Source organism: Nocardia sp. CS682, assembly GCF_004634405.1.
GTDB classification, from domain to species: Bacteria; Actinomycetota; Actinomycetes; order Mycobacteriales; family Mycobacteriaceae; genus Nocardia; species Nocardia ninae.
On sequence record NZ_CP029710.1, the window covers coordinates 3745043 to 3770410 of the forward strand.

Annotated in this window: 26 protein-coding genes; 11 read left to right on the forward strand and 15 right to left on the reverse strand. The window is 67.3% G+C overall.

Features of this window, described 5'->3' with window-relative positions; genetic code table 11:
* The first annotated feature begins 40 nt into the window (after nucleotides 1-40).
* The 6 genes from DMB37_RS16710 (at nucleotide 41) to DMB37_RS16735 (ending at nucleotide 7600) form a co-directional block, all read left to right on the forward strand.
* Entirely contained in the window at nucleotides 41-499 is a 459-nt protein-coding gene (locus DMB37_RS16710) for a MaoC family dehydratase (protein ID WP_167769136.1), read from the forward strand.
* Nucleotides 496-1308, forward strand: coding sequence for a CoA ester lyase (locus DMB37_RS16715; RefSeq protein WP_135233517.1), 813 nt, complete (start codon nucleotides 496-498; stop codon nucleotides 1306-1308). The genes DMB37_RS16710 and DMB37_RS16715 overlap by 4 nt, the downstream gene beginning before the upstream one ends.
* Nucleotides 1309-1337: 29 nt before the next feature.
* Nucleotides 1338-3287 (forward strand): acetoacetate--CoA ligase, encoded by a 1950-nt coding sequence (locus tag DMB37_RS16720; protein ID WP_135233518.1) that lies wholly within the window; start codon nucleotides 1338-1340, stop codon nucleotides 3285-3287.
* A 93-nt stretch (nucleotides 3288-3380) separates the two neighbouring features.
* On the forward strand, nucleotides 3381-4721 hold the full coding sequence (locus DMB37_RS16725; protein ID WP_135233519.1) for a cytochrome P450: 1341 nt from the start codon (nucleotides 3381-3383) through the stop codon (nucleotides 4719-4721).
* Nucleotides 4722-4929: 208 nt separating this feature from the next.
* Entirely contained in the window at nucleotides 4930-6174 is a 1245-nt protein-coding gene (locus tag DMB37_RS16730) for a TetR/AcrR family transcriptional regulator (RefSeq protein ID WP_135233520.1), read from the forward strand.
* A 181-nt stretch (nucleotides 6175-6355) separates the two neighbouring features.
* The gene (locus DMB37_RS16735; RefSeq protein WP_135233521.1) at nucleotides 6356-7600 is read left to right on the forward strand and encodes a TetR/AcrR family transcriptional regulator; all 1245 of its coding nucleotides are present in this window, start codon (nucleotides 6356-6358) and stop codon (nucleotides 7598-7600) included.
* Here DMB37_RS16735 and DMB37_RS16740 read toward each other — a convergent pair whose 3' ends face one another.
* The 11 genes from DMB37_RS16740 to DMB37_RS16790 are packed head-to-tail and all read right to left on the reverse strand — an operon-like array spanning nucleotide 7601 to nucleotide 17200.
* A complete protein-coding gene (locus tag DMB37_RS16740; protein WP_135233522.1) occupies nucleotides 7601-8227 on the reverse strand; it encodes a hypothetical protein in 627 nt (208 codons plus the stop codon). It lies immediately after the preceding gene.
* Nucleotides 8228-8238: 11 nt separating this feature from the next.
* Nucleotides 8239-9459, reverse strand: a complete 1221-nt coding sequence (locus tag DMB37_RS16745) for an MCE family protein (protein WP_135233523.1) — start codon at nucleotides 9457-9459, stop codon at nucleotides 8239-8241.
* Entirely contained in the window at nucleotides 9456-10538 is a 1083-nt protein-coding gene (locus DMB37_RS16750; protein ID WP_135233524.1) for an MCE family protein, read from the reverse strand. Before DMB37_RS16750 ends, DMB37_RS16745 begins: the two co-directional genes overlap by 4 nt.
* Complete coding sequence (locus DMB37_RS16755; protein WP_135233525.1) at nucleotides 10535-11635, reverse strand: MCE family protein; 1101 nt, start codon at nucleotides 11633-11635, stop codon at nucleotides 10535-10537. The genes DMB37_RS16750 and DMB37_RS16755 overlap by 4 nt, the downstream gene beginning before the upstream one ends.
* Complete coding sequence (locus DMB37_RS16760; RefSeq protein WP_370465383.1) at nucleotides 11635-12660, reverse strand: MCE family protein; 1026 nt, start codon at nucleotides 12658-12660, stop codon at nucleotides 11635-11637. The genes DMB37_RS16755 and DMB37_RS16760 overlap by 1 nt, the downstream gene beginning before the upstream one ends.
* Complete coding sequence (locus DMB37_RS16765; protein ID WP_135233526.1) at nucleotides 12657-13679, reverse strand: MCE family protein; 1023 nt, start codon at nucleotides 13677-13679, stop codon at nucleotides 12657-12659. The genes DMB37_RS16760 and DMB37_RS16765 overlap by 4 nt, the downstream gene beginning before the upstream one ends.
* A gap of 2 nt (nucleotides 13680-13681) precedes the next feature.
* Nucleotides 13682-15046, reverse strand: coding sequence for an MlaD family protein (locus DMB37_RS16770; protein ID WP_135233527.1), 1365 nt, complete (start codon nucleotides 15044-15046; stop codon nucleotides 13682-13684).
* Nucleotides 15047-15054: 8 nt separating this feature from the next.
* The gene (locus DMB37_RS16775; protein ID WP_135233528.1) at nucleotides 15055-15918 is read right to left on the reverse strand and encodes an ABC transporter permease; all 864 of its coding nucleotides are present in this window, start codon (nucleotides 15916-15918) and stop codon (nucleotides 15055-15057) included.
* A gap of 1 nt (nucleotide 15919) precedes the next feature.
* Entirely contained in the window at nucleotides 15920-16774 is an 855-nt protein-coding gene (locus DMB37_RS16780) for an ABC transporter permease (RefSeq protein ID WP_135233529.1), read from the reverse strand.
* A 13-nt stretch (nucleotides 16775-16787) separates the two neighbouring features.
* On the reverse strand, nucleotides 16788-16976 hold the full coding sequence (locus tag DMB37_RS16785; RefSeq protein ID WP_135233530.1) for a hypothetical protein: 189 nt from the start codon (nucleotides 16974-16976) through the stop codon (nucleotides 16788-16790).
* Nucleotides 16976-17200 (reverse strand): hypothetical protein, encoded by a 225-nt coding sequence (locus DMB37_RS16790; RefSeq protein WP_135233531.1) that lies wholly within the window; start codon nucleotides 17198-17200, stop codon nucleotides 16976-16978. Before DMB37_RS16790 ends, DMB37_RS16785 begins: the two co-directional genes overlap by 1 nt.
* A gap of 287 nt (nucleotides 17201-17487) precedes the next feature.
* On the opposite strand from DMB37_RS16790, the gene DMB37_RS16795 reads away from it, so the two are divergent.
* Nucleotides 17488-18390: an oxygenase MpaB family protein gene (locus DMB37_RS16795; protein WP_135233532.1), complete on the forward strand. Its 903-nt coding sequence runs from the start codon at nucleotides 17488-17490 to the stop codon at nucleotides 18388-18390.
* A 75-nt stretch (nucleotides 18391-18465) separates the two neighbouring features.
* Here DMB37_RS16795 and DMB37_RS16800 read toward each other — a convergent pair whose 3' ends face one another.
* Complete coding sequence (locus DMB37_RS16800) at nucleotides 18466-19596, reverse strand: serine hydrolase (protein WP_135233533.1); 1131 nt, start codon at nucleotides 19594-19596, stop codon at nucleotides 18466-18468.
* A 131-nt stretch (nucleotides 19597-19727) separates the two neighbouring features.
* On the opposite strand from DMB37_RS16800, the gene DMB37_RS16805 reads away from it, so the two are divergent.
* The 3 genes from DMB37_RS16805 (at nucleotide 19728) to DMB37_RS16815 (ending at nucleotide 22310) form a co-directional block, all read left to right on the forward strand.
* Nucleotides 19728-20549, forward strand: a complete 822-nt coding sequence (locus DMB37_RS16805; protein ID WP_135233534.1) for a carboxymuconolactone decarboxylase family protein — start codon at nucleotides 19728-19730, stop codon at nucleotides 20547-20549.
* Nucleotides 20550-20600: 51 nt separating this feature from the next.
* The gene (locus tag DMB37_RS16810; RefSeq protein WP_135233535.1) at nucleotides 20601-21296 is read left to right on the forward strand and encodes a type 1 glutamine amidotransferase domain-containing protein; all 696 of its coding nucleotides are present in this window, start codon (nucleotides 20601-20603) and stop codon (nucleotides 21294-21296) included.
* 141 nt (nucleotides 21297-21437) lie between these two features.
* Nucleotides 21438-22310, forward strand: a complete 873-nt coding sequence (locus DMB37_RS16815) for an aldo/keto reductase (RefSeq protein WP_135233536.1) — start codon at nucleotides 21438-21440, stop codon at nucleotides 22308-22310.
* A gap of 48 nt (nucleotides 22311-22358) precedes the next feature.
* Here the strand turns inward: DMB37_RS16815 and DMB37_RS16820 are convergent, their stop codons facing one another.
* Nucleotides 22359-22547: a hypothetical protein gene (locus DMB37_RS16820; protein WP_135233537.1), complete on the reverse strand. Its 189-nt coding sequence runs from the start codon at nucleotides 22545-22547 to the stop codon at nucleotides 22359-22361.
* Nucleotides 22548-22806: 259 nt separating this feature from the next.
* Here DMB37_RS16820 and DMB37_RS16825 point away from each other — a divergent pair, with 259 nt between their 5' ends.
* Nucleotides 22807-24153 (forward strand): DNA-binding transcriptional regulator, encoded by a 1347-nt coding sequence (locus DMB37_RS16825; RefSeq protein ID WP_135233538.1) that lies wholly within the window; start codon nucleotides 22807-22809, stop codon nucleotides 24151-24153.
* 75 nt (nucleotides 24154-24228) lie between these two features.
* On the opposite strand, the gene DMB37_RS40560 is transcribed toward DMB37_RS16825, so the two are convergent.
* Both DMB37_RS40560 and DMB37_RS16830 read right to left on the reverse strand, forming a co-directional pair.
* Nucleotides 24229-24390: a hypothetical protein gene (locus DMB37_RS40560; protein WP_159080728.1), complete on the reverse strand. Its 162-nt coding sequence runs from the start codon at nucleotides 24388-24390 to the stop codon at nucleotides 24229-24231.
* A 121-nt stretch (nucleotides 24391-24511) separates the two neighbouring features.
* On the reverse strand, nucleotides 24512-24730 hold the full coding sequence (locus DMB37_RS16830; protein WP_107659443.1) for an MbtH family protein: 219 nt from the start codon (nucleotides 24728-24730) through the stop codon (nucleotides 24512-24514).
* Between the last annotated feature and the right edge of the window lie 638 nt (nucleotides 24731-25368).

The following is a 25368-nucleotide window of genomic DNA, read 5'->3' on the forward strand; positions in this document are numbered from 1 at the left end:
GGACTTGACCGACGGCTTGCGCCGGGTAGTGCAGACCGGCATGTGGTTCGAGGAGCTCGAGACCGACGTGCTGTACGAGCACCGGCCGGGCCGCACCATGACCGAGACCGACAACGTGCTGTTCAGCACGCTGACCATGAATCCGCAAGGGCTGCACATCGATGCGGCCTACAGCGACGCCCAGGAGCCGTTCCATCAGCGCCTGGTCAATTCGCTGTTCACGCTCGGCACCATGGTCGGCCTCTCGGTGGCGCACCTGACCCAGGGCACCACCGTCGCCAATCTCGGCTTCACCGAGGTGAAGTTCCCGGCCCCGCTGTTCCACGGCGACACCGTCTACGCCGAGACCGTCGTGCTGGACAAGCGGGTCTCGAAGAGCAGGCCGGGCGAGGGCATCGTCACCTTCCGGCACACCGCACGCAACCAGCACGGCACCGTCGTGGCCGTGGCGGTGCGCAACGCGATGATCCGCCTGCGACCAGAAGGCGGACAGTCGTGACCTGGCAGCTGCCAGGACCAGCCTGGCTGTTCTGCCCGGCGGATCGACCGGACCGCTACGAAAAGGCCGCCGCGGCAGCTGATGTGGCGATCCTGGACTTGGAGGACGGTGTCGCTGCCGCGGACAAGGCGGCGGCGCGCAAGGCACTCGTCGAGACACCGCTGGATCCCGAGACCACCGTGGTCCGGGTCAACGCGGCGGGCACCGACGAGCACTCGCTCGATCTGGCCGCCCTGACCGACACCGGCTATCGGCGCATCATGCTGCCGAAATGTGAATCCGCCGAACAGGTCTCGACCCTGGCGGAATATGAAGTGGTCGCGTTGATCGAATCGCCGCTCGGTGCATTGACGGTCGACCGAGCGATGGCGGTACCCAATGCGATAGGCGTGATGTGGGGCGCCGAGGACCTCGTCGCCGGGCTCGGCGGCAACGCCAGCAGGCATGCCGACGGCAGCTATCGCGATGTGGCGCGCCACGTTCGGTCCACCGCGCTGCTCGCCGCCAAGGCGTACGGCAAGTTCGCACTCGACTCGGTGTATCTCGACATCCGCGACCTCGACGGCCTGCGCGCCGAGGCGCTCGACGCGGTCGCCGTCGGATTCGACGCGAAGGTCGCCATCCACCCCAGCCAGCTCGCGGTCATTCGCGCGGCATACGCCCCCACAGCGGCCGAATTGGACTGGGCCAGGCGGGTACTCGACGAGGTGCCGAAGCATCGCGGGGTGTTCGCCTTCGAGGGCCGCATGGTCGACGCCCCCGTCTTACGCCACGCCGAGCAGATCGTGCGGCGCGCCGAGCGCGCCTGAACCCGAGTTCGAAAGCCAGGAGGATTGCGGTGCAACCACAGTGGGTGCCGACCGAGCAGGATATCGCCGACGCCAGGATCACCGACTTCGCGCGGTTCGTCACGGCACGCACCGGCCGCGCCGTGCCCGATTACCAGGCACTGTGGCAGTGGTCCGTCGATGAGATCGCCGAATTCTGGCACGCGGTGTGGGATTACTTCGAGCTCGGCGATATCGCCGGCGAGGTGCTGGCCGACGCGGAAATGCCGGGCGCGCAATGGTTTCCCGGCACCAGGCTGAACTACGTCGATCAGGTGGTTCGCCAGTTCCGCACCGACCGCCCCGCGATCGTCGCCGTCGGTGAGGACGCGGAACGACGCGAGGTGTCCTGGGTCGAATTGATCGACCACACGGCGGCTTTGGCCCGGACTCTGCGGGACCTGGGAGTACAGCCGGGCGATCGGGTGGCGGGCTACCTGCCCAATATCCCGGAGACCGTCATCGCGTTCCTGGCGACCGCGAGCATCGGCGCGGTGTGGACCGCCTGCGGCCAGGACTACTCGCCCAAGGCCGCCCTGGATCGGCTCGGCCAGCTCGAACCCGCCGTGCTGATCACCGTGGACGGCTACCGCTTCGGCGGCAAGGCCCACGACAAGCGCGCCGACATCGCCGCGCTGCAAGCCGGTCTCGGCGCCCTGCGCGGCACGATCGCCGTGTCTCAGCTGGGGCTCGACGTTGCGGATGCGACGCCGTGGCGAGACGCGATCGCCAGCGACGAGGCCGCGCCCGCCGTGATCGAGACGGAGACGGTCGATTTCGACCATCCGCTGTGGATCGTGTTCTCCTCCGGCACCACCGGGCTGCCGAAGGGCATCGTGCACGGGCACGGCGGGGTGCTGCTTGAGCATCTCAAAGCCGTTGCCCTGCAAACCGATATCGGACCGGACGACACCTTCTTCTGGTACACCAGCCCGAGCTGGATGATGTGGAACTTCCAGATCTCCGGCCTGCTGGTCGGCGCGACCGTCGTCTGCTACGACGGCAGCCCCACCTATCCGGCGCCGGATGCGCTGTGGCGCATCGCCGCCGAGACCCGCACGACCATGCTCGGCACCAGCCCCGGCTACGTGCTCGCCTGCATCAAGGCGGGCGCCGTGCCGCGCACCGAGCACGACCTGTCCGCACTGCGCGCGGTCGGCATCACCGGTGCGTCGCTGCCCACCTCGTCGGCACTCTGGCTGGGCGAGAACACCGGTGACCACGTCCAGGTCAACTCGATCAGCGGCGGCACCGACGTGGTGTCGGCCTTCCTCGGTGGCGTCCGCACGGTGCCTGCCTGGCCCGGCGAGCTTTCCGCACGCTTTCTCGGCGCCTCGATCGAAGCCTTCGACGGCACGGGCCAGCCGGTCCGCGGCGAGGTCGGCGAGCTGGTCATCACGAAGCCGATGCCGTCCATGCCGGTGCGGTTCTGGCACGACGCCGACGGAAAGCGTTACCACGACGCCTATTTCGACATGTACCCCGGCGTGTGGCGGCACGGCGACTGGATCACCATCACCGACCGCAACTCCATCGTCGTGCACGGCCGCTCCGACTCCACGCTCAACCGCCACGGCATCCGGATGGGCAGCGCCGACATCTACCAGTCCGTCGAGCGCCTCCCCGAGGTCGCCGAGGCGCTGGTCATCGGCGCCGAACAGCCCGACGGCGGCTACTGGATGCCGCTGTTCGTCGTGCTCGCGCCCGGCGCCGAACTCACCGACGACCTGAAGACCCGCATCAACACCACCATCCGCACCGAGGTGTCCCCGCGCCACGTGCCCGACGAAATCCTAATCGCCCCTGGCATTCCGCACACCCGGACCGGCAAGAAGCTCGAGGTGCCGATCAAGAAGCTCTTCCAAGGGGCCGACGCCACCCGCGTCGTCGAACGCAGTGCCGTGGACAACCCGGACCTGCTCGATTGGTACGCGGCCGTCCGCCCGAACGCCGAGAGCTAGCGCCTGATTCGAACTGTTTCATAGACCCCTGCCCGCGCATCTCCTAGCGTGGTGCAGGACAGGCTCGTCCCTTACCCCGGCGGAGGTGGCATTGTGGCCGCGCAGGACGTCCGAGCGCGCGACGAGATCGCCGCGTATCCACCGGGGTCGCGACTGCCCGGCATCGTGCAGAGCATCCTGTTCCAGGTCGATCGGCAGCGGTTCGTGCCCGCCTTGGCGCGCCGGTACGGTGACGTCTTCACGCTGCGGATCCCGCCGTTCGCCGACCATGCCGTGGTGTTCTCCCGCCCGGAGCACATCAAGGAGATCTTCGCGGGCAACCCACACGACCTGCACGCGGGCGAGGGCAACCAGATCCTCGGCCATGTGATGGGCAGCCACTCGCTGCTGCTCACCGACGAGGACGAACACGCCAGGGCCAGGCGGCTGCTGATGCCCGCCTTCAACGGCTCGGCGCTGCGCGCCTACCGCGACCTGGTCGCCGACATCGCCGTCGCCGAGATCGCCCGCTGGACACCGGGTGCCACGCTGATCACGCTCGACCGGATGAACGCGCTCACCCTCGAGGTGATCGTGCAGGTGGTCTTCGGGGTCACCGATGAACACACCCGCGCCGAACTCGGGCCGCGACTGCGGCAGATCGTGAACCTGAATCCGCTGGTGTTCCTCGGCTTCAAGGCGAACCTGCTCGCCCGAGTGGGACCGTGGAAGCGGTTCGCCGACAACTTGCGCGCGGTCGATGCCCTGCTCTACGCCGAGATCGCGGCCCGACGGCGGGCACCGGATCTGGCCGAGCGCACCGATGTGCTGTCCCGGCTGCTGCACGCGGGCACCGGCGAGGACCACGACCCGCCGCTCACCGACGCCGAACTGCGCGATCAGCTCATCACCCTGCTGCTGGCCGGGCACGAGACGACCGCGTCGGCGCTGTCCTGGGCGCTGTACGAGCTCGCGACCCGTCCGGATATCCAAGAGCTGGCCTACGCGGCCGCGCGCTCCGACGACGACAAATATCTGGAAGCCGTCATGAAGGAGGCGATGCGGCTACACGTCGTCATCAACGGAACCAACCGAAAACTGACCAGGGATATGACAATCGGCGGCAGGCGACTGCCCGCGGGCACGGTGGTGAGCACCTCGATCCTGCTCGCCCACCGCAATCCCGACAGCTACCCCGACCTCGCCGTCTTCCGGCCGGAGCGTTTCCTCGCCGGTGAGGTGGCGCCGAACACCTGGTTCCCGTTCGGCGGCGGGGTCCGGCGCTGCATCGGTGCGGGCTTCTCGCTGATGGAGAGCACCGCGGTGCTGCGGGAAATCCTTGTGCGGCATTCGCTTTCGCTGCCCGAGGGCACGGAACCCGAACGCGGCAAGACCCGCAACATCACCACGGTCCCGCGCGGCAAGGCGCGCCTGGTCATCACGCCACGCGCTTGAGGCGACCTGCGCAACGACACTGCATGATTGCTGAGCAGTTGTGGCAGCGATCACAGTGACGACTCTCGCCTACAGGTCGCGCGGACTCGCGCCGCTTTCCGGCAGGTAGTGCGCTTATTCGGCGTGACCTGGGGCACCCGGACGGTTCGGCGGGCGCCCGCGCCGAGCCGTAGCCCGTCTCACCAGCCCTGATCAGTACGATGTCCGCATGAGTGTCGACAATCGCCGCACGGCGCGGAAGGCGAGCACCGGCGACTCGGCACCCCGCGAGGTCCGGCGCAGGCCGAAGAATCGACGGGCCCAGATCGCCGCGGCCTCGGCCGCCGCGTTCGGCGCGCTCGGCTATCACGGCGTGAGCATGGAGGACATCGCCTCCGGCCTCGGCATCAGCTCCGCCGCGCTGTATCGGCACTATCCGAGCAAGTACGCGCTGTTCCGCGAGGAATTGCTGCGGGTGGGCCGGGCGATGACCGCGGCGGTCGAGCTGCCCGCCGAAGCCGCGGCATGGCCGCCCGACCAGCGGTTACGGCACGTGCTGGACGCGCTCATCACCGTCACCATCGAGAACCGGCCGACCATCACCCTGGTGCGCTGGGAGGGCCGCTACCTCGAGCCCGACGATGTGACGACGCTGGACGACCAGCAGCTCACCGTGCTCGGCGCGCTCGGCAGCCAGCTCGCCGAGCTGCGGCCGGAACTGACCGAGGACGACACCCGGGTACTGCGGATGGCCTTGCTGAGCACGATCACCAGCATCGCCGACCACCACGCCACGCTGCCGGCGAAATCCCTTGCCCGGCTGCTCGGTTCGGCATGCCAGCCGATCGTCGGCGCACAGTTGCCCGCGGAGCAGCCCGCCGAGCCGCTGCAGGTGGTCGAGATCCCGGACTCGTTCAAACATGAACTGCTGCTGCGTAAAGCGGTGGAGCTGTTCCATGAGCGCGGCTATCCGAACGTCAGCGTGGAGGACATCGCCACCGCCGCCGGGCTTTCCGCGGCCTCGGCGGTGTACCGGTTCTATCGCGGCAAGAGCGACCTGCTCGCCGCGGCTTTTCGCCGTGCCGCGGAACGGGTTTCGGGCGCGGTCGGCCCGGCGGTGGCGAGTGCGTCGAGCCCGGAGGGCGCCCTGACAACACTGATCGACCAGTATGTCGCGGGGTCGTTTGCCGAGCGCGCGCTGACCTACGTGTATTTCACCGAGTTCCAGCACGTTCCGGCGGAGGAACGCGCGGTGCTGCGAAACATCCAGCGACTCAGCGTCGAAGAGTGGGCGCGACTGCTGCGCGAGGTGCGCCCGGAACTCTCGCCCGCCGAGGCACGGTTCCTCATCCACGCCGCGTTCGCGCTGGTGGTCGACCTCGGCCGCGCGTTCGACAATCAGCCGATGGCGGCGCAGGGCCGGGTGCGGCTGCTGATGCAGCTGGTCCTTTTCGGGCGTCCCGCCGCGGCCTGAGCAGACCGGCGCGGCGGAGGTACCAACCGGTCGCTTATGTTACGCGGTATTCCAGATAGGTGCGGTCGAAGAGTTACAGGTAGGTTCCCCTATCCGGCTGCCGTTGTGATCTACCATTCAGTTTGAGTTGCGGGATGCAAAGGCCCCTGTACCGAGCGTCCGATTGGGCTACCATCGCCGCATGGGTGCCCAGGAAGGCCGCGCCGCGGACAAGGCGTCCGACGGGACAGCGCCGCGCGTGGTCCGCCGGCGGCCACGAGATCGACGGGCCCAGATCGCGGCGGCCTCCGCTGAGGCGTTCGGGTCGCTCGGCTACCACGGTGTGAGCATGGAGGACATCGCGTCCCGGCTCGACATCAGCTCGGCCGCGCTGTATCGCCACTACCCCAGCAAATACGCGTTGTTCCGCGAGGAGGCGCTGCGGCTCGGCGCGCTCAGCGAGGCGGCGGTGCGCCTGCCGGACTCGGCGCGCGGGCTGCCCGCCGACGTACGGCTCGGGCGCGTCATGGACGCCCTCATCGCGTCCTCGATCGCCAATCGCCGCAGCGCCGCGCTGCTGCGCTGGCAGCGCCGCTATCTCGAGGACGCCGACGCCGCGATCCTGGACGACCAGCTGGCGACGGTGCATTCGGTCCTGATGTCGCTGCTCGGCGAGGCCCGTCCGGAGCTGGACAAGGCGGACCGGTCCGTGCTGGCGGCCGCGGTGCTGAGCGTGCTCAGCAGCATCGGCGACCACCACGTGTCGATCCCGGTGCGCGCGTTGACCGCACTGCTCGGGGCGGCCTGCCGCGCCGCCGCCGAGTGCGTGCTGCCACCACCGGCGCAACACCCCGAACCCCTTGCGGTAACCGAGATTCCGCTGACCTTCAAGCACGAGCTGCTGCTCGCGCGTGCGATCGAGTTGTTCCACGAACGCGGCTATCCGAATGTCAGCGTCGAGGACATCGCCACCGCGGCCGGGTTGCCCGCCTCCTCCGCGGTGTACCGCTTCTATCGCAGCAAGGGCGACATCCTGGCGGCCGCGTTCCGCCGTGCGGCAGACCGGGTTTCGGCCGCGATCGGCCCTGCGGTCGCCGCCGCCGACGGGCCCGAGCAGGCCCTGACGACACTGATCGAGCTGTACGTGGCGGGCTCGTTCGCCGAACGCGAGCTGACCTTCGTCTACTACGCCGAGATCAGCAACGTGCCTGCCGACGCTCGGACGGCCCTGCGAAACATCCAGCGGCTCAACGTCGAAGAGTGGGCGAAGCTGCTCGTCGGCGTCCGCCCCGAACTCGCCGCCGCCGACGCGAGACTGCTGGTCCATGCAGCCTTGGCGCTGGTGGTCGACCTGGGCCAGCGCTTCGGCTCCACGGATCCGGCGTGCTCGCGGCAACGGGTTGTCCACCTGATGCGGGTCGTGCTGTTCGGACGCGACGCCGAGTAGCTACGGCTGCTGTGGCGGGGCCAGCGGCGAATTCACCTTGTTCACCAGCCACCGGCCGTCCACCTTCTCCAGGCGCATCACCATGGACAGCTGGCCGGGGGCGGGCTTGCCCTGAGTGCCCATGCTGGTGATGGTCTGCCCGATCACCACGATGGCCTCGGCGGAGTGCTCGTCACCGGTCTTGATCGCGCACTGGACATCGTTGACCTTCGACACCACCTCGCCCTGGGTGAGCACCTCGCGCAATTCTTTGCTGGTGCTGTCGAATTGCTTCTTCCAGTCACCGGTCGCGCCGTCGAGCACTGCGGCGAAGTAGGGGTCGAGCTTCTTCGCGTCGTAGTCGGCCAGGATCGGGGCGTAGGCGCAGGCGGCGGTGCGCGCGTCCGCGTTGGCGGCCAGGGTGGCTTTGTTGCCCTTGTTCTGCACATAAAAGATGACACTGGAAGCGACTGCGGCGCAGAGCAATACGGCCGCCGCTACACCGAGCGCGAGTGTTCCGACGCGGCCCGGCCGGAACCGCGCGAACCTGCCGACCGGAGACTCGGCAGTCGTCGTCTGAACCGAGTCCTTCGCTGCCACCACATCACTCGACGCGGTCGAATCCTCGGGTAGTTCGTTGTCGGTCATGGTGCGCTCCTCTATCTACCAGGTGCCGGTCGGGACAGCTCATTGCCGGTGACGCCGGGCGGCGGCCCGGAACCGTTGTCCGGCACGTTCGGTCGCGGCGCGTTCGCCGAACCACGCACCTGCAGTGCCGGATTGCTCGTGACGCAGTAGTTGTAGAGCCGGACCCTGGTGTCGACGGTTTTCGTGGTCGGCACCACCGGCACGGTGTCGTAGTCACAGCTCGGCCGTGGCCACGGGTCGACCAGGGTGTGGTACGCGTTGTCATGGGCCGGAATGCCGATCGCCTCCGAACCCGTGCGCAGCGCCGGGAACAGCGCCGCGATGGCAGGGGCTCGAAGTTTGGCGGCCTTGGTGATCGCGACGAAGTTGGTGACCAGGTTGGTCATCGGATCCTCGGTGTCGCGCACGATGCCACCGAGGGTGGCCAGCTGGCCGGGTCCGAGGTCGAGGAACTTGCGTACTTCCTGATCCGCGGCGGTCAACTGCTGGAACAGCGCGCTGGAACCGGTGGTCAAGGTGGTCAGATCCGGCTGCGCATGACTGGTCGTATCGGCGATCACCTGAAGGTTCTCGATGAGCTGCCTGGTCTGCGGCAGCAGGTCGGTCAATCCGGCCATCGCCCGGCTGATACCGGAGATCATGTTGCGCAGCCGATCCGGGCCACCGGCCAGCGCCTTGTCCAGTTCGTCCACGATGACGTTGAGCCGTCCGGGATTCATCCCGCCGATCAGATCGCTCATGCTGGCGAACACCGACTGCATCGTCACCGGTGCCGTCGTCCTGGCGCGCTCGATCACGGAGCCGTCGGCCAGGTAAGGCCCGCTGTCCGCCTCCGGCCGGAAGTCGAGATACTGCTCGCCCGCCGCGGAGAGCCTGCCGACGGCGACCGTGCCGCCCACCGGAATCCGTGCGGTCTTGTCGATTTCGGCGATCGCCGCGACGCCGTCACCGGAGATGCGGACATCCTCGACCCGGCCGACGCGGGTACCGCGGAAGGTGACGTCGTTGTTCGGTGCGAGACCGCCGGAGCTCTGCAACTCGACCCGCACGGTGTACGTGCTCGGCAGCGGATTGATCCGCAGCACATAGACACCCAGATAGGACGCGCCCAGCACCAGCACCACGATCAGGCCGATATTGGCCACCGCGACCCGGTGCCGGACCAGCCATCGCCACAGGGGGATGGCGGCCGGCGAAGCCGGCGGGGTGGGTGAGCTCAGCGGCGGATTCATCGGCCACCGCCCTGCAGCCGGCCGATGACCTTCTCGATGACCTGCGCCAGGCTGCCGATGAACGCGGGCACGTCACCGATCTCGGGTGGCCTGCTGCCCTTCGGGTCGGTCAGCGCGCCGACGCTGAGATAGGACACGGTGGCCGCGACCGCGAGCACCGGGCCGTCCAGGCTGGCCGAGATCGACGGGTAGATGGCGTGCAGCCCGTCGAGGGCGCCCGCGAGATCGTCACCCATCTTGGTGAAGCCGGACATCAGTCGCTGAATACTGTCGAACAAGCTGAGGAAGTCCGGGCCGGTGGTGTCGGTGAAGTCACCGAGCGCGGCCATGGTCACCGAGACCTTCGCGATGAGATCGGCGATGGCCCTGTTGTTTTCGGCGACCAGCCCGATCAGCGGCGGGAAGGTGTCCGCGGCGGCGCCCAATTCGGCTTTGCGCCTGGCCAATTCCCCGGTGAGGGTATTCAAACCGGTCAGCACGCCGTCGATGTCGGCGGTGCGCCGATTGAGTGCGGTGAGCACATCGGTCATCTCGGTGATCAGATGCGACAGCTCCGGGGCGCGCCCGCCGAACATGGAGTTCATCTCGGCGGTGATCCGGGCCGCCTGGTTGAGGCCGCCGCCGTTGAGCAGCAACGAGACCGACATCATCAGCTGCTCCACCGAGGCGCCGGTCGCGGTGTGCTCCGGGGCGATGGTGTCCCCGGGGCGCAGCAGTTCGGCACCGTCCTGCTTGGCGGGCAGCGTCATCGCGACGAACATGTCGCCGAGCGGCGTGGCCTGGCGCAGCTCGGCGGTGGTCCCCCTGGGCAGCTGAATGTCCTGGCGGATCTGCATCTCCACGTCGGCGAGGAAGTCGGTGGTGCTGATCGCGGACACCATGCCGATATCGGAGCCGCCGATCTTGACGTGCGCGTTCGCGGGCAGGTTCAGTGCGTCCCGGAACACCGCGTGCAGGGTGTAGCCGGGACCGCCGATACCCGGTTTGGGCAGCGGCACGTTGTCCACCGTCACCGCGCAGCCCGAGGTCGCGCCGATCACCACGGCGACGCACAGCGTGGTCAGTGCCCGCGTCCTCATTTGGTCAGTCCGAGCAGCGCGGCGGTGAGCCCGAAGTCCGGGCCGAAATCCTGGATCTTGCCGGTCCGGCAACCGTCCAGGCGCATCTGCACCCGCTCGCAGAACACCGACAGGGCCTCGCCGTCGAGCACCGCCTTGTCCAGCAGGCCGTGCAGGCGCAGCGCCTGATGCTCGCGGCTGGTCGCGTTGGCGAGGTTCTGGAAGAACAGCGGTGTCACGTCGGCGATCTCGGTGACCGCCCGCGCGTTGGCCCGCATCTGCCCGGTGAGGGCGGTGAATCGGTTGAGCGCGCCGAGCAATTGCTCGCGGTTGGTGCCCACCACGGTCGAGGTGTTGGTGACGAAGTCGTTGAGCTGGGCCAGCACCGCCTGCAAGCCCGGCGCCTGCTCGCCCATCAGCTGCACCATGTCGGTGAGCCTGCCGCTGAAATCCCGCACCGTCTGGTCGTTCTCGGCGATGATCTGGGTGATCTCATTGAGTTTCACGATGGTGTTGGAGATCTGGTCACCGTTGGCCAAGCTCACCTCGAACGCCGAGGACATGGCGTCGAGTGTCTCGCGGAGCTTGTCCCCGTTGCCGTCGAGCAGCGGGAAGAGCACCCGGCTCGCCATCGGCCCGGACTCGTTGTCGCCCTTGAGGGCTCGGCCCAGCTGGTCGAAATTCTCCAGGATCCGATCGAGTTCCACCGGTGTGCGCGTGTGCTCGAGCGGGATGTGCGCGCCGTCGGCCAGCACCGGGCCGTCGCCTTCGTAGGCGGGCGCGAGTTCGACGTGCCGGTTGGTGATCAGCTGCGGCGACACCAGCGCCGCGATGGCGTCGGCGGGCACCTTGACGTTCTTGTCGATGGACATGGTCACCTCGACGTAGCTGCCCCTGGCCGTCACCGTGTCGACCCGGCCCACCGGGACCCCGAGGATCGCGACATCGTTACCCGCGTACAGGCCGGCGACATTCTCGAAATCGGCGCTGATCCGCAGGCGTTCGCCGAGATACTGGTCCGGCAGCCCGCTCAGGCTGTCCGGCAGCAGCGAGCACCCGGACGCCACCGCGGCGACCCAGCACAGCACTGCGGTTTTGAGGAAAGTACCTATTCTCATCAGTTGCACCCCTGTACCGCACCGGCGAAACACAACCAGTTGTCCGGGAAGATCCACGGCGCCCACACGTCGCCATAGGGTCCGTTGCCGAGCGCATTGTTGAACTGCCGCAAGGCAACCGGCATGATCTCGTAGAGCGAGTCGAGGTTTTCCCGGTTCTTCTCCAGGCCCTCGGACATGGTGTTCAGACTCTGGATCATCGGCCCGAGTTGATCGTTGTTCTCCAGGCCCATCTCCTGCAGCAGTCGGGAGAGCTCGGCGACGTTGTCCAGCAACGACTTCAGCATGGTCTGCCGCACCGCGACGGCGTTGCCGATGGCCTCGCCGCGGGTGAGCAGCAGCAGCACGCTGTTGCGGTTGTCCGAGACCAGCTGCGAGACCTGATCCATGCTCTTCAGCAGCACGTCGACCTCGTCGCGGCGGTCGTTGATCACCTTGGCCAGCGCGCCGATGCTGTTCAACGCCTCGACGGTGAGCTGCGGCGAGTCACCCATCTGCCTGCTGAGCAGATCCAGCGACTGGCGCAGCTTGGCCGGATCGATCCGCTCGATCCGCTCGAAGGACGACTTGTACACCGGGTCACGGATGACCTTGCTGAGGTTGTACGGCACCGACGTATTCGTCAAAGCAATCCGGTTGCCCGGCAACCCTTTTCCATTGCCGGGCACCAGCTCGACGTGCAACTTGCCGAGGATCGTCGTCATCTTGATGGCCGCGTGCGCGTCCGGGCCGAGCCGCAGATCCCGGCGCACCCGCAGATCGACCAGCACCTTCGCGCCGTCGAGCCGTACCGCGCGCACCGAGCCGACCTCGATGCCGGACACATCCACCGACGCACCTGCCCGCAGGCCGGCCGCCTGGGCGAACTCCGCCTGAATGGTCTTGTCCCCCAACCGGGCCTGGGACAGCACGCTGGAGCCGACCAGCAGCAACACCACCGAACCTGCCGCGAGCAGCCCGAGCCACAGCAGCCGGTTCCGCGGCAGCCGGACGCGCCCGATCAGCGATCGCGCTCGTGTCATCATCGGCACACCTCCGATTGCGAATCGCCGCCGACCTGCGAGAAGAGTCCCGGCGGCAGCAGCACACCCCACAGCGAGACATCGAGACGGCAGATGTAGGCATTGCCGTAGGCGCCATAGCTGGTGAACCTGGCGATGCCGTTGAGCAGGCTCGGCAGCTCGACGGCCGCCTGGTCCAGCGAGGCGCCATTGAGCAGCAGCAGCGCCACACCGCTCGTCGCATCATTCTGCGCCCGAGCGATATTCGGCTTCACCTGAGCGATCAGCCGCGCCAGCGAGTCGGTCGAGGTAGCCACCTGATCGACCGAACCCTTCAACGACTCGCCTTGCGCGTAGAGCGACTCGACCAGCGAACGCGCCTGGGTGATCAACGTTTCCAGTTCCCCGCTGCGATGGGCGAGCCCGGCGATGACACTACTCAGGTTGCCGATCACGTCGCCGAGAATCTGGTCCCGCTGCCCGAAGGTGCCCGCCAGCTCGGCGGCCTGGGTGATCAACGCGCTCAGTGAGACATTGTTGCCCTGCAAGGCCTGGATCAGCGTCTCCGACAGCGAATTGATCTGATCCGGTTGCAGCACACTGAACAGCGGTTCGAACCCGGACAGCAACGCCGACACATCGAACGAGGGCTCAGTGCGCTCGAGCGGTATCGCCGCACCCGCCGCCAGCGTTTGTCCGCCACCCGCGCCGGGCACCAGCGCGATATAACGCTGCCCGATCAGGTTCTGGTAGCGCACCATGGCTTTGGTCGTGGTGGTCAGCCGCTGCCTGCGCTGGATCTGGAACTCGACGCGGGCCCGGTAGTCGCCGTCGAAGTCGATCTCGTCCACCCGGCCGACCCGCACCCCGGCCATCCGGATGTCGTCGCCGACCCGCAGGCCGAGTACATCAGAGAACGTCGCGGAGTAGGAGTCGGTGTCGCCGGTCACCGAGCGTTGCAGGGTGGACCAGATCGTGTACGTCAGCACGATCGCGACCACGGCGAAGAGACTGAAACCGGCCAGGGCTTTACCTGATTTCATGATCAGCTACCGCCCTTGTCCGCCGGGGTGACCGAGCCGCCGGCCAGCAGCGGCGACAGCAGCAGATACTGTGCCGCGGTCGGCTTGCCGCCGACGATCGCCGCGACGGCGTCCGGGCCGCGTAAACCGTTGGGCCCTGCGGGGTTCGGTGCCGGATCTTTGGCCGCGGCCGGTGCCGTGAGCCCGGGAATCATCGGAATGCCCGGGATGCTCGGCAGCTTCGGCACGACCGGTGCAGGGCCTGCCGCATCCAACCACTGCGGCGCCTGCTGCTGCGGAAACTCCTGGGGCGGCGCGACTTCCGGTACCGAGGCACCACCGCAGCGTGGCCCGGCCATGCTGCCGTACCGCGGGCAATCCGCGGCCGTGTATTGCTGAAACGGCGTGAAGGACACGTCCATCTTCCAGATCATCTGGCGACTCGGCCCGAAACCGAACACCGAGCGCAATTTCTGCAGGGACACATTGAGATTGGCCGCGGTCTGCGGCAAGGCGTCCGGATCCTCGGCCAGGCTGCCGAACAGTTCGCCGACACCGGAGACCACCTCCTTGCCCGCATCGGGGTTACGCGCGAACAGCGAATTCACCGAATCGACCGCCCCGTTGGCGTTGGTGAGCAACGCGACGAGTTTGTCCCGCCGCTCCGTCAGGGTGCGCGCGGTGGTCACCGACTCCGACAGCACACCGACCAGCTCGGGCGCGGACGTGCTCAGCGCGGTCGCGGCCCGGCCGAGATCGCCGAGCAGGTTGCCGATCCCCGGGATGGCGTGCACCTGCGTGAGCCAGGTGTCCAGCCGCTCGATGGTGGAGCCCGGTACCCGCGCGGCCGGGTCGAGTGCGTCGGCCAGGGTGGCGAGCACCCGGCCCAGCTTCTCCGGCTGGATGTGATCGAGCACGTCGCGCAGCACACTGAGCGTGGTCTGCAATTGGACGGTGCCCTCGCTGGTGTCCTCGGGGATCTCCGCCCCCGCACGCAACGTCTCCCGGGTCGGTCCGTTGTCGACGAGCTCGATCGCCGTCACGCCGAAGATGTTGTTGGGGATGACCCTGGCCGTGACGGCAGCCGGGATCAGTGCCGCCACAGCGGGTTTCAGGTTCAACTCGGCGCGCTGCCGCTCCCCCTTCGCGACGACCTGCACGTCGGCCACCGAGCCGACGATCATGCCCCGAAACTTCACGTCGGCGTTCTCGGGCAACCCGTCACCGGTGCTGGTGAGCACGGCGACCACGCCGACGTTGTCCTCGAAGCGGCCGGTGTAGCGCAGTCCGAGCAGGTACAGCAACAGCAGCAGCACCGCGGTGAGCGCGATGCCCGCGAGGGACAGCTGCCGCGGGCTCGGCCCACGGCCACTGGGATCGATGATCATCGCGGCCCCTATCCCGAGATCCGAATGCCGGGGTCGATGCCCCAGATCGCCAGCGTGAGAAACAGATTCGCGAATACCATGACGACGATCACCATCTTGATCGCGCGCCCCGCCGCCTGGCCGACGCCTTCCGGACCACCGGTGGCGACATAGCCGTAGTAGCACTGCAGGAATGTCGAGATCAGCACGAACACCATCACTTTGAGCACCGAGAAGAAGACGTCGGCGCCGTTGAGGAATTGGAAGAAGTAGTGGTCGTAGGTGCCCGCCGAGGTGCCGCCGAGAAAAAGCACCGACAGCTTGGTCATCAGGTACGCCACCGCCAGCCCCACGCTGTAGAGCGGGACGATGGTCAAGGTCGCCGCGATCATCCTGGTTGTGATCAGGTACGGGAGCGGCCGGATGGCGATGGATTCCAGCGCGTCGATCTCCTCGGAGATCCGCATCGCGCCCAGCTGCGCGGTGAATCGGCAGCCCGCCTGGATGGCGAAGGCCAGCGTCGCCAGGATCGGCCCGATCTCGCGGGTGGTGGCGAACCCGGAGATGGCACCGGTCAGCGGGTTCATGGTCAGCAGGTTCAGCGCGGTGTAGGACTCCATGCCGACGGTGATCCCGCCGAATCCGCACAGGATGATGACCACGCCGACGGTGCCGCCGCCGACGACCAGCGAGCCGTTGCCCCAGCCGACGTCCGCGGTGAGCCGCAGCACCTCTTTGCGATAGTGCTTGAGCGTGAACGGAATTGCCGCGATCGCCGCGACGAAGGTGATGGCCTGATGACCGAGGCGCCGGTTGGCGCGCACCGGTCCGCGCGCGAACTCGCCGAGCACTCGGAACGGCTGCAACGCCGGTGGCGTATAGCGCGAACCCATCTCAGATCACCTTCGCCGGGAACAGCGTGTTGTACACCTGCGTGATGATGATGTTGGTGGCGAACAACATCAGCGCCGAGTTGACCACCGCCGCGTTGACCGAGTTGGCGACTCCGCCGGGTCCGCCCCTGGTGTGCAGGCCGATGTCGCAGGCGATGATCGCGGTGAGCGCGCCGAAGATGGCGGCCTTCAGCAACGCGACGATCATGTCGTTCGCCACGGCGAAGGAGGCGAAGCTGCTGATGAACGAGCCCGGGGTGCCGCCTTGGGCATACACGTTGAACAGGTAGCCGGTGGCGAAGCCGACGAAGACCACGAAGCCGCACAGCAGCATGCTCACCAGCACCGCCGCCGCGAGCCGCGGCGCGACCAACCTGCGGATCGGATCGACGCCCATCACCTTCATGGCGTCGATCTCCTCCCTGATCGTGCGGGAACCGAGATCGGCGCAGATGGCCGAGCCGACCGCACCGGCGATCATCAGCGAGGTGACCAGCGGCGCGCCCTGGCGAATGATGCCGAGCCCGCTGACGGCACCGATGAAGGTGGTGGCGCCGACCTGACTCACTAGGGCGCCGATCTGGATCGAGACCACCACCGCGACCGGTATCGCGACGAACACCGTCGGCGCCGCCGACACGCTGGACATGAACGCGCACTGTTTGATGAATTCCTGGAACGGGAACCGGCGCGTGAGCAGTGCGCGGAACATCTCCAGCACGGCGTCGCGGCCCAGGGTCACCTGCCTGCCCAGCGTCTCCAGTGACCGCTGGGGGTGTCGCTGCCACAGACCCCTGAGGTCGTCGACGGCCTGCTCGAGATCCGTGCGGCCCGGCGGCCGTTGGGTGCTGGTCATCGATCGCTGCCTCTCACGCGGTACCGCTCAACTGCCGCTGCAGCAGCACCAACAGCAAGCCGAGCACGGCAGCGCCGGCCACGACGGCGCTCAGCACGACCAACCACAACCCGAACCGCAGCACCGGATTGACCCGCCTGTGCCCCGCGAGCACCTGCACGCCGATCACCAAGACGTCGATCAGCCAGACCAGGATCATCATCAGGTCATGCACACATTCGAGAAGGTGAGCACCGGCCAGCACACGATCGAACCGAGGAACGAGACGACCACGTCGATGCCGTGCATACCGCGCAGGTGACTGGTGTGGGTCAGCGTCCAGACCACGCCGATCAGGCCGTACGGGATGCCGAGGATGATCAGCGTCCCCAGGAACTCCGAGACCTTCATCTCGTAGCTGAATATCCGATCCAGCCTCTTGAGCATGCGTGTCCTTTCGCGTGCCGGTCGACGTGACCGGCCGCCCACGGCAGGACCCACAGGGGATCCACCGTTGGATCCGTGCCGGACGCCACACGGTCCGGTATGGGCCCGTATGTTACGCACGATTCCGAACTTAACGGAAGGCTTTGGCGTAGATTCATTGCGGTACACGCAAGACTTTCCCCATGCAGTACAACCCGTTGACGCGCTGAGCCCGCTCGGATTAAGTTATCAACAGTTCACAGGTTGTTACGCCACGCGGAGTCGATTCCGGACACGAAAGGACTCCCATGACCGCCGCTCACTCCTCCGAGCACGCCGCCGTCCCGCTGTCCAAGGAACGCACTCGGATCCGGATCGGCGCCACGCACCGGCCGACCACCAAGCGGGCGATCAAACTCTCCGACGCGCTGGATTTCTGGTCCTTCGCGGGCGCCGCGGCCAATGTCGTGATGCAGCTGGCGCGTCCGGGTGTGGGGTACGGCGTCGCGGAGAGCAAGGTCGAATCCGGCTCCCTGATGCACCATCCGTGGAAGCGGGCCCGCACCACGACGCAGTATCTGGCGGTCGCCATTCTCGGCACCGAAGACGAGCGCCTCGCCTACCGGGAGGCGGTGAATGTCGCGCACCGGCAGGTGCATTCGGCGCCGGGCGCGCCGGTGAAGTACAACGCCTTCGACCGGAATCTCCAATTGTGGGTCGCCGCTTGCCTGTACATCGGCTTCGAGGACACCTACCAACTGCTACAAGGACGGATGAGCGACGAGCAGGCCGAGGCGTTCTATGTGTCGTCGTCGACGCTCGGCACCACCTTGCAGGTGACCGAGGACATGTGGCCCGCCACCCGCGCGGATTTCGACCGGTACTGGAACGAGGCCTGCGAGCAGGTCGCCGTCGACGAGTACGTGCGCGGCTACCTGAACGACCTGCTCGAGCTCCGGATGATCCACTGGTATCTGCGACTGCCGTTCCGAAACCTGTTGAAGTTCCTCACGATCGGCTTTCTCGCGCCGATCTTCCGCGAACAGCTCCAGGTGCAGTGGACGGCCACCGATCAGCGGCGCTTCGAGCATTTGTTCGTGTTCGTCGCCTTCGTGAACCGATTCATCCCGCGCTTCCTCCGGCACGGCGGCACCTACACGTTGCTCGCGGACGTGCGGCGTCGAATTCGTAAGCAGCGCAACCTCATCTGAGGTTCGCCCAGCACATGACTCCGCCGTCCGAGCGGACAGCCCGGACGGCGGAGACCCCTCGATCCGCACAAACGATTACGGGCAGAGCGCGTGGCCGAGCAGGCCGACCAGATCCGGCATCGCATCCGGATCCTTGGTGAACGTATAGGTCACCGCACGCCCCTCCGTTGTCGCACCGGACAGGCTGACGAACCCGTAAATCCCGCCGGAGTGCCCCAAATACTCAGCGCCGCATGACAATTTGAGGCTGCCCAAGCCGAGTCCATAGTGCATCTGGGTTTCCGCGTCCATCAGCACGCCGTCGCGCATCTCGCGCAGCTGAGCCTCGGGGACCACCCGACCGGCGGCCAGCGCCGAATAGAAGCGATTCAAGTCGGCACCCGTCGAGATCAGTCCGCCGGCCGCCCACGGTACCGACGGTTCGATGCGCGTCACGTCGGTCACCTTGCCGTCCACTACCCCATAGCCTTTGGGATGCGGACTGCGGATCTCGCGATCGCCCGGTGCGGGCAGATACGTGTCGGCCAGCCCGTGCGGCTGCAGAATGCGCCGGTTCAGTTCATCGACATACGTTGCGCCGGTGACTTTTTCGACGAGCATGGCCGCGACGTAGTAGTTGGTGTTGCTGTATTCGTACCGGGTCCCCGGCGCGAAGTCGGCTGGCCGCTGTAGCGCGATCGCCATGCCCTCGGTGGGTGTCATGATGCGGTTCTCCAAGGCCGCGCGGTACTCGTCGACGCGCGGATCTGCGGCCACCTCAGGTAACCCGCTCTGATGGCGCAGCACCTGACGCACGGTGATCACCCGCCCATCGATCCCCTCCCCGCGCAGCAGCCCGGGCAAATAGGTGTCGACCGGCTCGTCCAGCCGCACCTTGTCCTCCGCGACGAGCTGCAAAACGATCGCGCTGACAAAGGTTTTCGCGATACTGCCCACCCGGACGTGCTGGGCAGGTTCGGTGGGAATCTTCGCGCCGGTGTCGATATCGGCGACACCGCTGGTGAGCACCACCGTCTTGCCGTTGTCGGTGACGGTGGCGATCGCCCCGGTGACCCCCGACGCGACAACGCCGTCGATATCGGCCTGCACGGCGCGAATCTTGTTGTCCGGCACCGCACCGGACGCGTTCTCGGGCTTCGACTCCGACGTACACCCGGCAAGCAGGGCAACCGCGGAGATGGCGACGATGATCGGTGCACAGCGCATGCCTGAACGCTAAGGATCGGAGGGCCGTACCCACATCGGGGACAGACCCCGATATTCCCCCGATCTCACCTCCCCTACAAGGATGAGTCAGCACTTGCGTTGGAGTGCACTCCAACTTTTACAGTCGTCGCATGACCAGCATCCAGCTCTCCACCAGCACAAACGATCGTTACGACCGCGGCATCGCGCTGCTCAGGCAGATCAGCGGACAGGAGCACCCCGCCGTACTGGACAGCCTGGCCGACATCGCGCCCGATCTGGGCCGCATCACCGTGGAGTTCGGCTACGGCGACATTCTCTCGCGGCCGGGGCTGACCCTGCGGCAGCGCGAACTGGCCACGGTGGGTGCGCTGGCCGCGCTGGGCAACGCGGCACCGCAACTGCGGTTCCACATCGACGGCGCGCTGAATGTCGGCTGCACCCGCACGGAGATCGTCGAGGTCATCATCCACGCGAGCGTCTACGCGGGCTTCCCGGCCGCACTCAACGGCCTGACCGCCGCCAAGGAGGTATTCGCCGGACGGACCGATCTGCCTGCCGAGCCCGCCGCTGCCGCCGCGCCGGAGGGTGACCGGTTCGAGCGCGGTTCGACCGCCCTGACCGCGATCGACGGGGCAGCAGGCGAACAGGTCATCGCCGCGCTGCAAGACATCGCCCCGGACTTCGCCCGCCTCCTGGTCGAGTTCGCCTTCGGCGACATCTACTCCCGCCCCAGCCTCGACCTGAAGACCCGCGAGCTGGTCACGGTGGCCATGTGCACCGCACTCGGTGTCGCACCGCAACTCGCGGTGCACATCCATGGCCTGCTCAATGTCGGCGGTACCGAGGCGGAGGTCGTCGAGGTGCTGATCCAGATGGTGGGCTACGTCGGATTCCCCGCGGCGCTCAATGGAATCGCGGTGGCACGCACGGTCTTCGCCGAGCGGGCGAGCGATCAGAATTCCGATGTCTGATATCGGCGTTCCCATTGGCCAGTCTACGGTGACGCTCGTACTGTCGACGGTATGGCGAAAATACTGTTCGTACTGACCGGTGCCGACACCTGGACCCTTGCCGACGGCACCCCGCACCCGACCGGCTTCTGGGCCGAGGAGTTCGCCGTGCCGTACGAGGCGGCCAAGGCGGCGGGCCACGAGATCGTCGTCGCCACCCCCGGCGGCGTCGTGCCGCCGGTCGACAAGGGGAGCCTGGCGCCCGAGTTCAACGGCGGCCAGGAGGGCGCCGACAAACGAGCCGCGGTGCTCGCCGCGAGTGCGGAACTGAAGCACCCCGTCAAGTTGTCCGAGGTGGACCTCGCCGACTATGCCGCCGTGTTCTACCCCGGCGGCCACGGTCCGATGGAGGATCTCGCGGTGAACGCCGAGTCGGGCGAGCTCCTCACCGCCACCTTGGCATCCGGCAAACCGCTCGCGGTGGTGTGCCACGGCCCTGCCGCGCTGCTCGCCGCCGCCGGCGCCGACGGCACCAATCCCTTCGCGGGCTATCGGCTCACCGGGTTCACCAACGAGGAGGAGCGCCAAGGCGGCCTGGCCGACAAGGCCAAGTGGCTGCTGCAGGATCGGCTCGTCGAACTCGGCGCGGATTTCCGCGAGGGCGAGCCGTGGGCGCCGCAGGTCGTGGTCGACCGTAACCTGATCACCGGGCAGAACCCGGCCTCGTCCGCGGCGGTGGCGCAGGAACTGCTGCGGGCGCTCGGCTGACGTTTCGCCGCTCGCGAAACGACCCCGCACGGGGAATCGCCGGGGCGGTGACGACGTTGCTGCCAGTAGCGACGTCGCCGCGCCGACGTCACACCGGCTCGCCCGCTCTCGCGCAATTCCCCTTCGGAAGGAACCGAACCCATGAGCACCAACCTGCACGCGCGGCCCGCCGCGGCATCCGGCACCTTCGCGCTCGGCGGTGACCTACCCGTCCACCGGCTCGGCTACGGGGCCATGCAGCTGACCGGCCCCGGTGTCTGGGGTGACCCCAAGGATCCCGACGAGGCGGTCCGGGTGCTGCGACGGGCCGTCGAGCTCGGCGTCACCTTCATCGACACGGCCGACTCCTACGGCCCGTTCGTCAGCGAACAGCTCATCCGTAAGGCCTTGCACCCCTACGCCGATGACCTGGTGATCGCCACCAAGGGTGGGCTGACCCGCAGCGGTCCGGGTGACTGGCGTCCGGTCGGCAGGCCCGAATACCTGCGCCAGCAGACCGAACTGAGCTTGCGCAACCTCGGCGTCGAGCAGATCGATCTCTACCAGTTGCACCGCATCGACCCGCAGGTGCCGCTGGCCGACCAGCTCGGCGAGCTGGTCCTGCTCCAGCAGGAGGGCAAGATTCGCCACATCGGCGTCTCCCAGGTGAGCGTCGAGGAGCTGCGGCAAGCCCGCGAGATCGCCACCATCGTCTCGGTGCAGAACCTGTACAACCTGGCCAACCGCGCCGACGAGGATGTGCTCGAGTACGCCGAGCAGGAGAACATCGCGTTCATCCCGTGGTTCCCCATCGCCACCGGCGAACTCGCCAGGCCGGGCGGCCCGCTCGACGCGATCGCCAAGGAAAACGGCGCCACCCCCGCCCAGCTCGCGCTCGCCTGGCTGCTGCGCCGCTCGCCGGTGGTGCTGCCGATTCCGGGCACCTCCAGCATCGCGCACCTCGAGGAGAACACCGACGCCGCGCGCATCATGCTGACCGACAAGGAGTTCGAGGCGCTGTCCGCGGCCGCCTGACTCCACCCGACACCAGGCGGGCCCGGCTTCGGCCGGGCCCGCCTTGCTTCACTTCTCGGCCGCCCGGCGGTAACAGCAGGCCGCGGCGGCGAGGTATTGGCGACAGCGGGCACCGTGGCCGCCGTGCACGGTGAGGATGAACCGCGCTCGTTCGTAGCTGAGGTCCACCGGATCCTGTGCGCAATCGCGACTCTGCACCAGCCACAATTCCCGCACATCCGAGTGCAATACGTCCATAGTTCACCTCTGCGTAAACGTCAGTGCACCCGGCACCGAAAGGCGCCCCCGGAATCACGCGACGACACGGATGGATCGGGCCGTGTCGGGACCATGCGTCGGATTCTGGAATGCCGGCGCCCCGGTACGGGTTTGGGCAGAACCCCGGCGCCGGGTGCAGATTCAGCGTGCACGTTGCGATTCGGTGGATAACAGTCCCGAATGCGGTAAATGCGGGTAGTTTCCGTTTGTATCAGCCTGGTGCGAGGAAGCGGGACCTATGGTTGAGATCGACTGGACGGGCGAGGATGTCCGCGCGCTTCGCGCCGCGATGCGGCGAAGTCGGTACGAATTCGCGCGTCTGGTGGGCGTCACCCCGCGCACCGTGGTCTTGTGGGAAAACGGCCGGACAACCCGGATGCATGCCGCAAGCCAACGGCTGCTCGACCGGGTCGTGTCAGAAGCCGATCCGGTCGTCGTCGCACGATTCGAGCGGGCCGTCACCGCGGGCCGGGGGGCCGGCTTCGACATCGAAGCCGCCGACTCGGCGCCCGATACGGAAACCCAGCTCGGTAGGGACATCGGGCTCGACAAGGAAGTCGAGGATGACGACGTGAGAAGGCGAGAGTTATTGGCCTGCATCGGGGTCGGCCTGACCGGCAAGGCCGCCGACCTGGTCGCGGCCGAGCCGGAGAAGATGCTGGCCACCCTGGACGCCGGGTCGATCAGCGAACGACGGCTCGGCCTGCTGGAGCAGTCGGCCGAGGCGCTCGGCAAACGAGTGGTCCAGGTGCCGCCGCACGAGCTGCTCCACACCACCCTCGAGCAATTCCGTACCGTCCGTGGCACTCTCGCGCAGCGCCAGGCCACCCACCATCAGGTCCGGCTGGTGCGCACCGCAGGCAGGCTGGCCAACGTCGTCGGCGAAATCCTGTTCAACGAAGGACATTTCGGGCAAGCACGACTCTGGTACGGCACCGCGATCCACGCCGCGCAAGACATCGGTGATCGTTATTCCGAAGATATCGCGCTGGCCGGTCTCGCATATTTACCGACGTATAGTGACAAGCCGAAGGAAGTCTTGAACTTGCTCGGCGGCCGTCTCGAAGAAAATCCGGCGCACGGCCCGGCGGCGGCCTGGCTGTGGGGAATGGCGGCCCGCGCCCACGCCAGCCTCGGAAATGCCGTCCAGTTTGTCCGGTGTATCGAGAAATCCGGTCGCGCATTGGAAAATGTTGGCCAAGAAGAGCTTACGGTCGGCATCTTTTCTTACCGCCCGGAGAAACTGGCCTTCTATCAGGCGATCGGCTACTCCAATCTCGGCCGTGCCGCCGAAACCGCAAAGGCCGCAGCCCATGCACTCGCCCTGTACGACCCGCAGGAAACAATGGAGCCCGCCCTCGTCCGGTTCGAGCATGCCACCGCGTTGCTGAGCGCAGGCGAGATCGATGAAGCGTGTTCCGTTGCGACACAAGCGATCACCGGCAACAACACCTATATCGGACTGACCGTCACCAAGCGCGCCGGGAAGTTCGATACCGCGCTCACCGACTTTCGCGGGCGCGCGGTCACCGAGTGGCGCCAGCAGGCCCGCTCGATCATCGAGTCGGCGCGCACGAAGGCATAGCCGACCGCAGTTCGAGGCCCGCGCACCATTCGATTTACTTATCGGCGCGGACCGCCGCCGGGCGCCGGTGCGGCGCTAGGACTTCGCGGCGTCCTGCGGGCGGCGGCGGTGCATGATCGCATCCAGCCAGCCGCTGATCTGTTGGGTCTGCGCGGGAGTCGGGCGACCGGCCTCCCAGCGATGGGCCGCTTCGATCAACGTCTCCGGCAGGCTGGGGGTGAACCGTTGATTCGTCATACGTCCATGATGCACTGGGGCGCAGCGAAGTACGAGTAGGGGGCGGGGCGCGCCGGTCTGCAGGGGGGATGTTGACCGGCGCTCCCCGCCTATACGGGTGGTTTCGGGGTTCGGTGGACGCTCAGGAACTTTCGTTGGCCGAGGCCTCGATGAGTGATTTGGGACGCATATCGAGCCAGTGTGTTTCGACGTAGTGCAGACAGGCTTTACGGGCGGCGGCACCGTAGGCGATGGTCCAGCCGCCCGGAACGGCCGCGAAGATCGGCCAGAGGGAGTGCTCGCCGTCGTCGTTGATCAGTACGTAGAACTGGGCGCCATCGTCGTCGAAAGGGTTGTTCATCGGGTTTCCTTTTTCCTGGTTGGGTCAGGTTTGGGGGGTCTGTGCGGTGCCGATACACCGAAAGGGGCCTGCGGTTCGGTCGGTGCGCGCCGCGTGCGGGCGCAGCGGTCGACGGCGGTGCAACCGGCAGCGCACGGCGCGGGCGTCCTGGAACACGAAATATGGTGTGGCCGAACTCACGACGGCGGCGGCGGTGCGAGGCGTCGGTGGCAACCCCGACGGCGGATGCGCCGTGCGGATCGGGGGCGGGGTGCGCGCGGTGCACCGGAATCCCCGTCGGTGCCGGACCTTCCCTGTGTCCGGCACCGACGAAGTCTGTAGTGACCGGTCGGCCGTCGATGATCGCGAGCTGCGGATCGAACTCGGTCACGCCCTCCACCAGGGTACTGGCGCACACCGACAAGTCGGGCGATTCGACACCGATTGCCGGAATTCGGGCGGGGCGAGCGATCTTCCAGCGCACCGGGCCGCCGCTGAGCGAGCTGTACCCCCGACAGATACAGCTCACTCGGCGCTGCGGTCTGGGGAGGCGCCGGGGCCGCGCGCTGAACCCGCACAACTCCGTATGGTGCACCAGAGGCTGCCCATATGGCGAAACGATGGCGGTCGACAACGTTCCTCCAACTTCACTGCCGCGG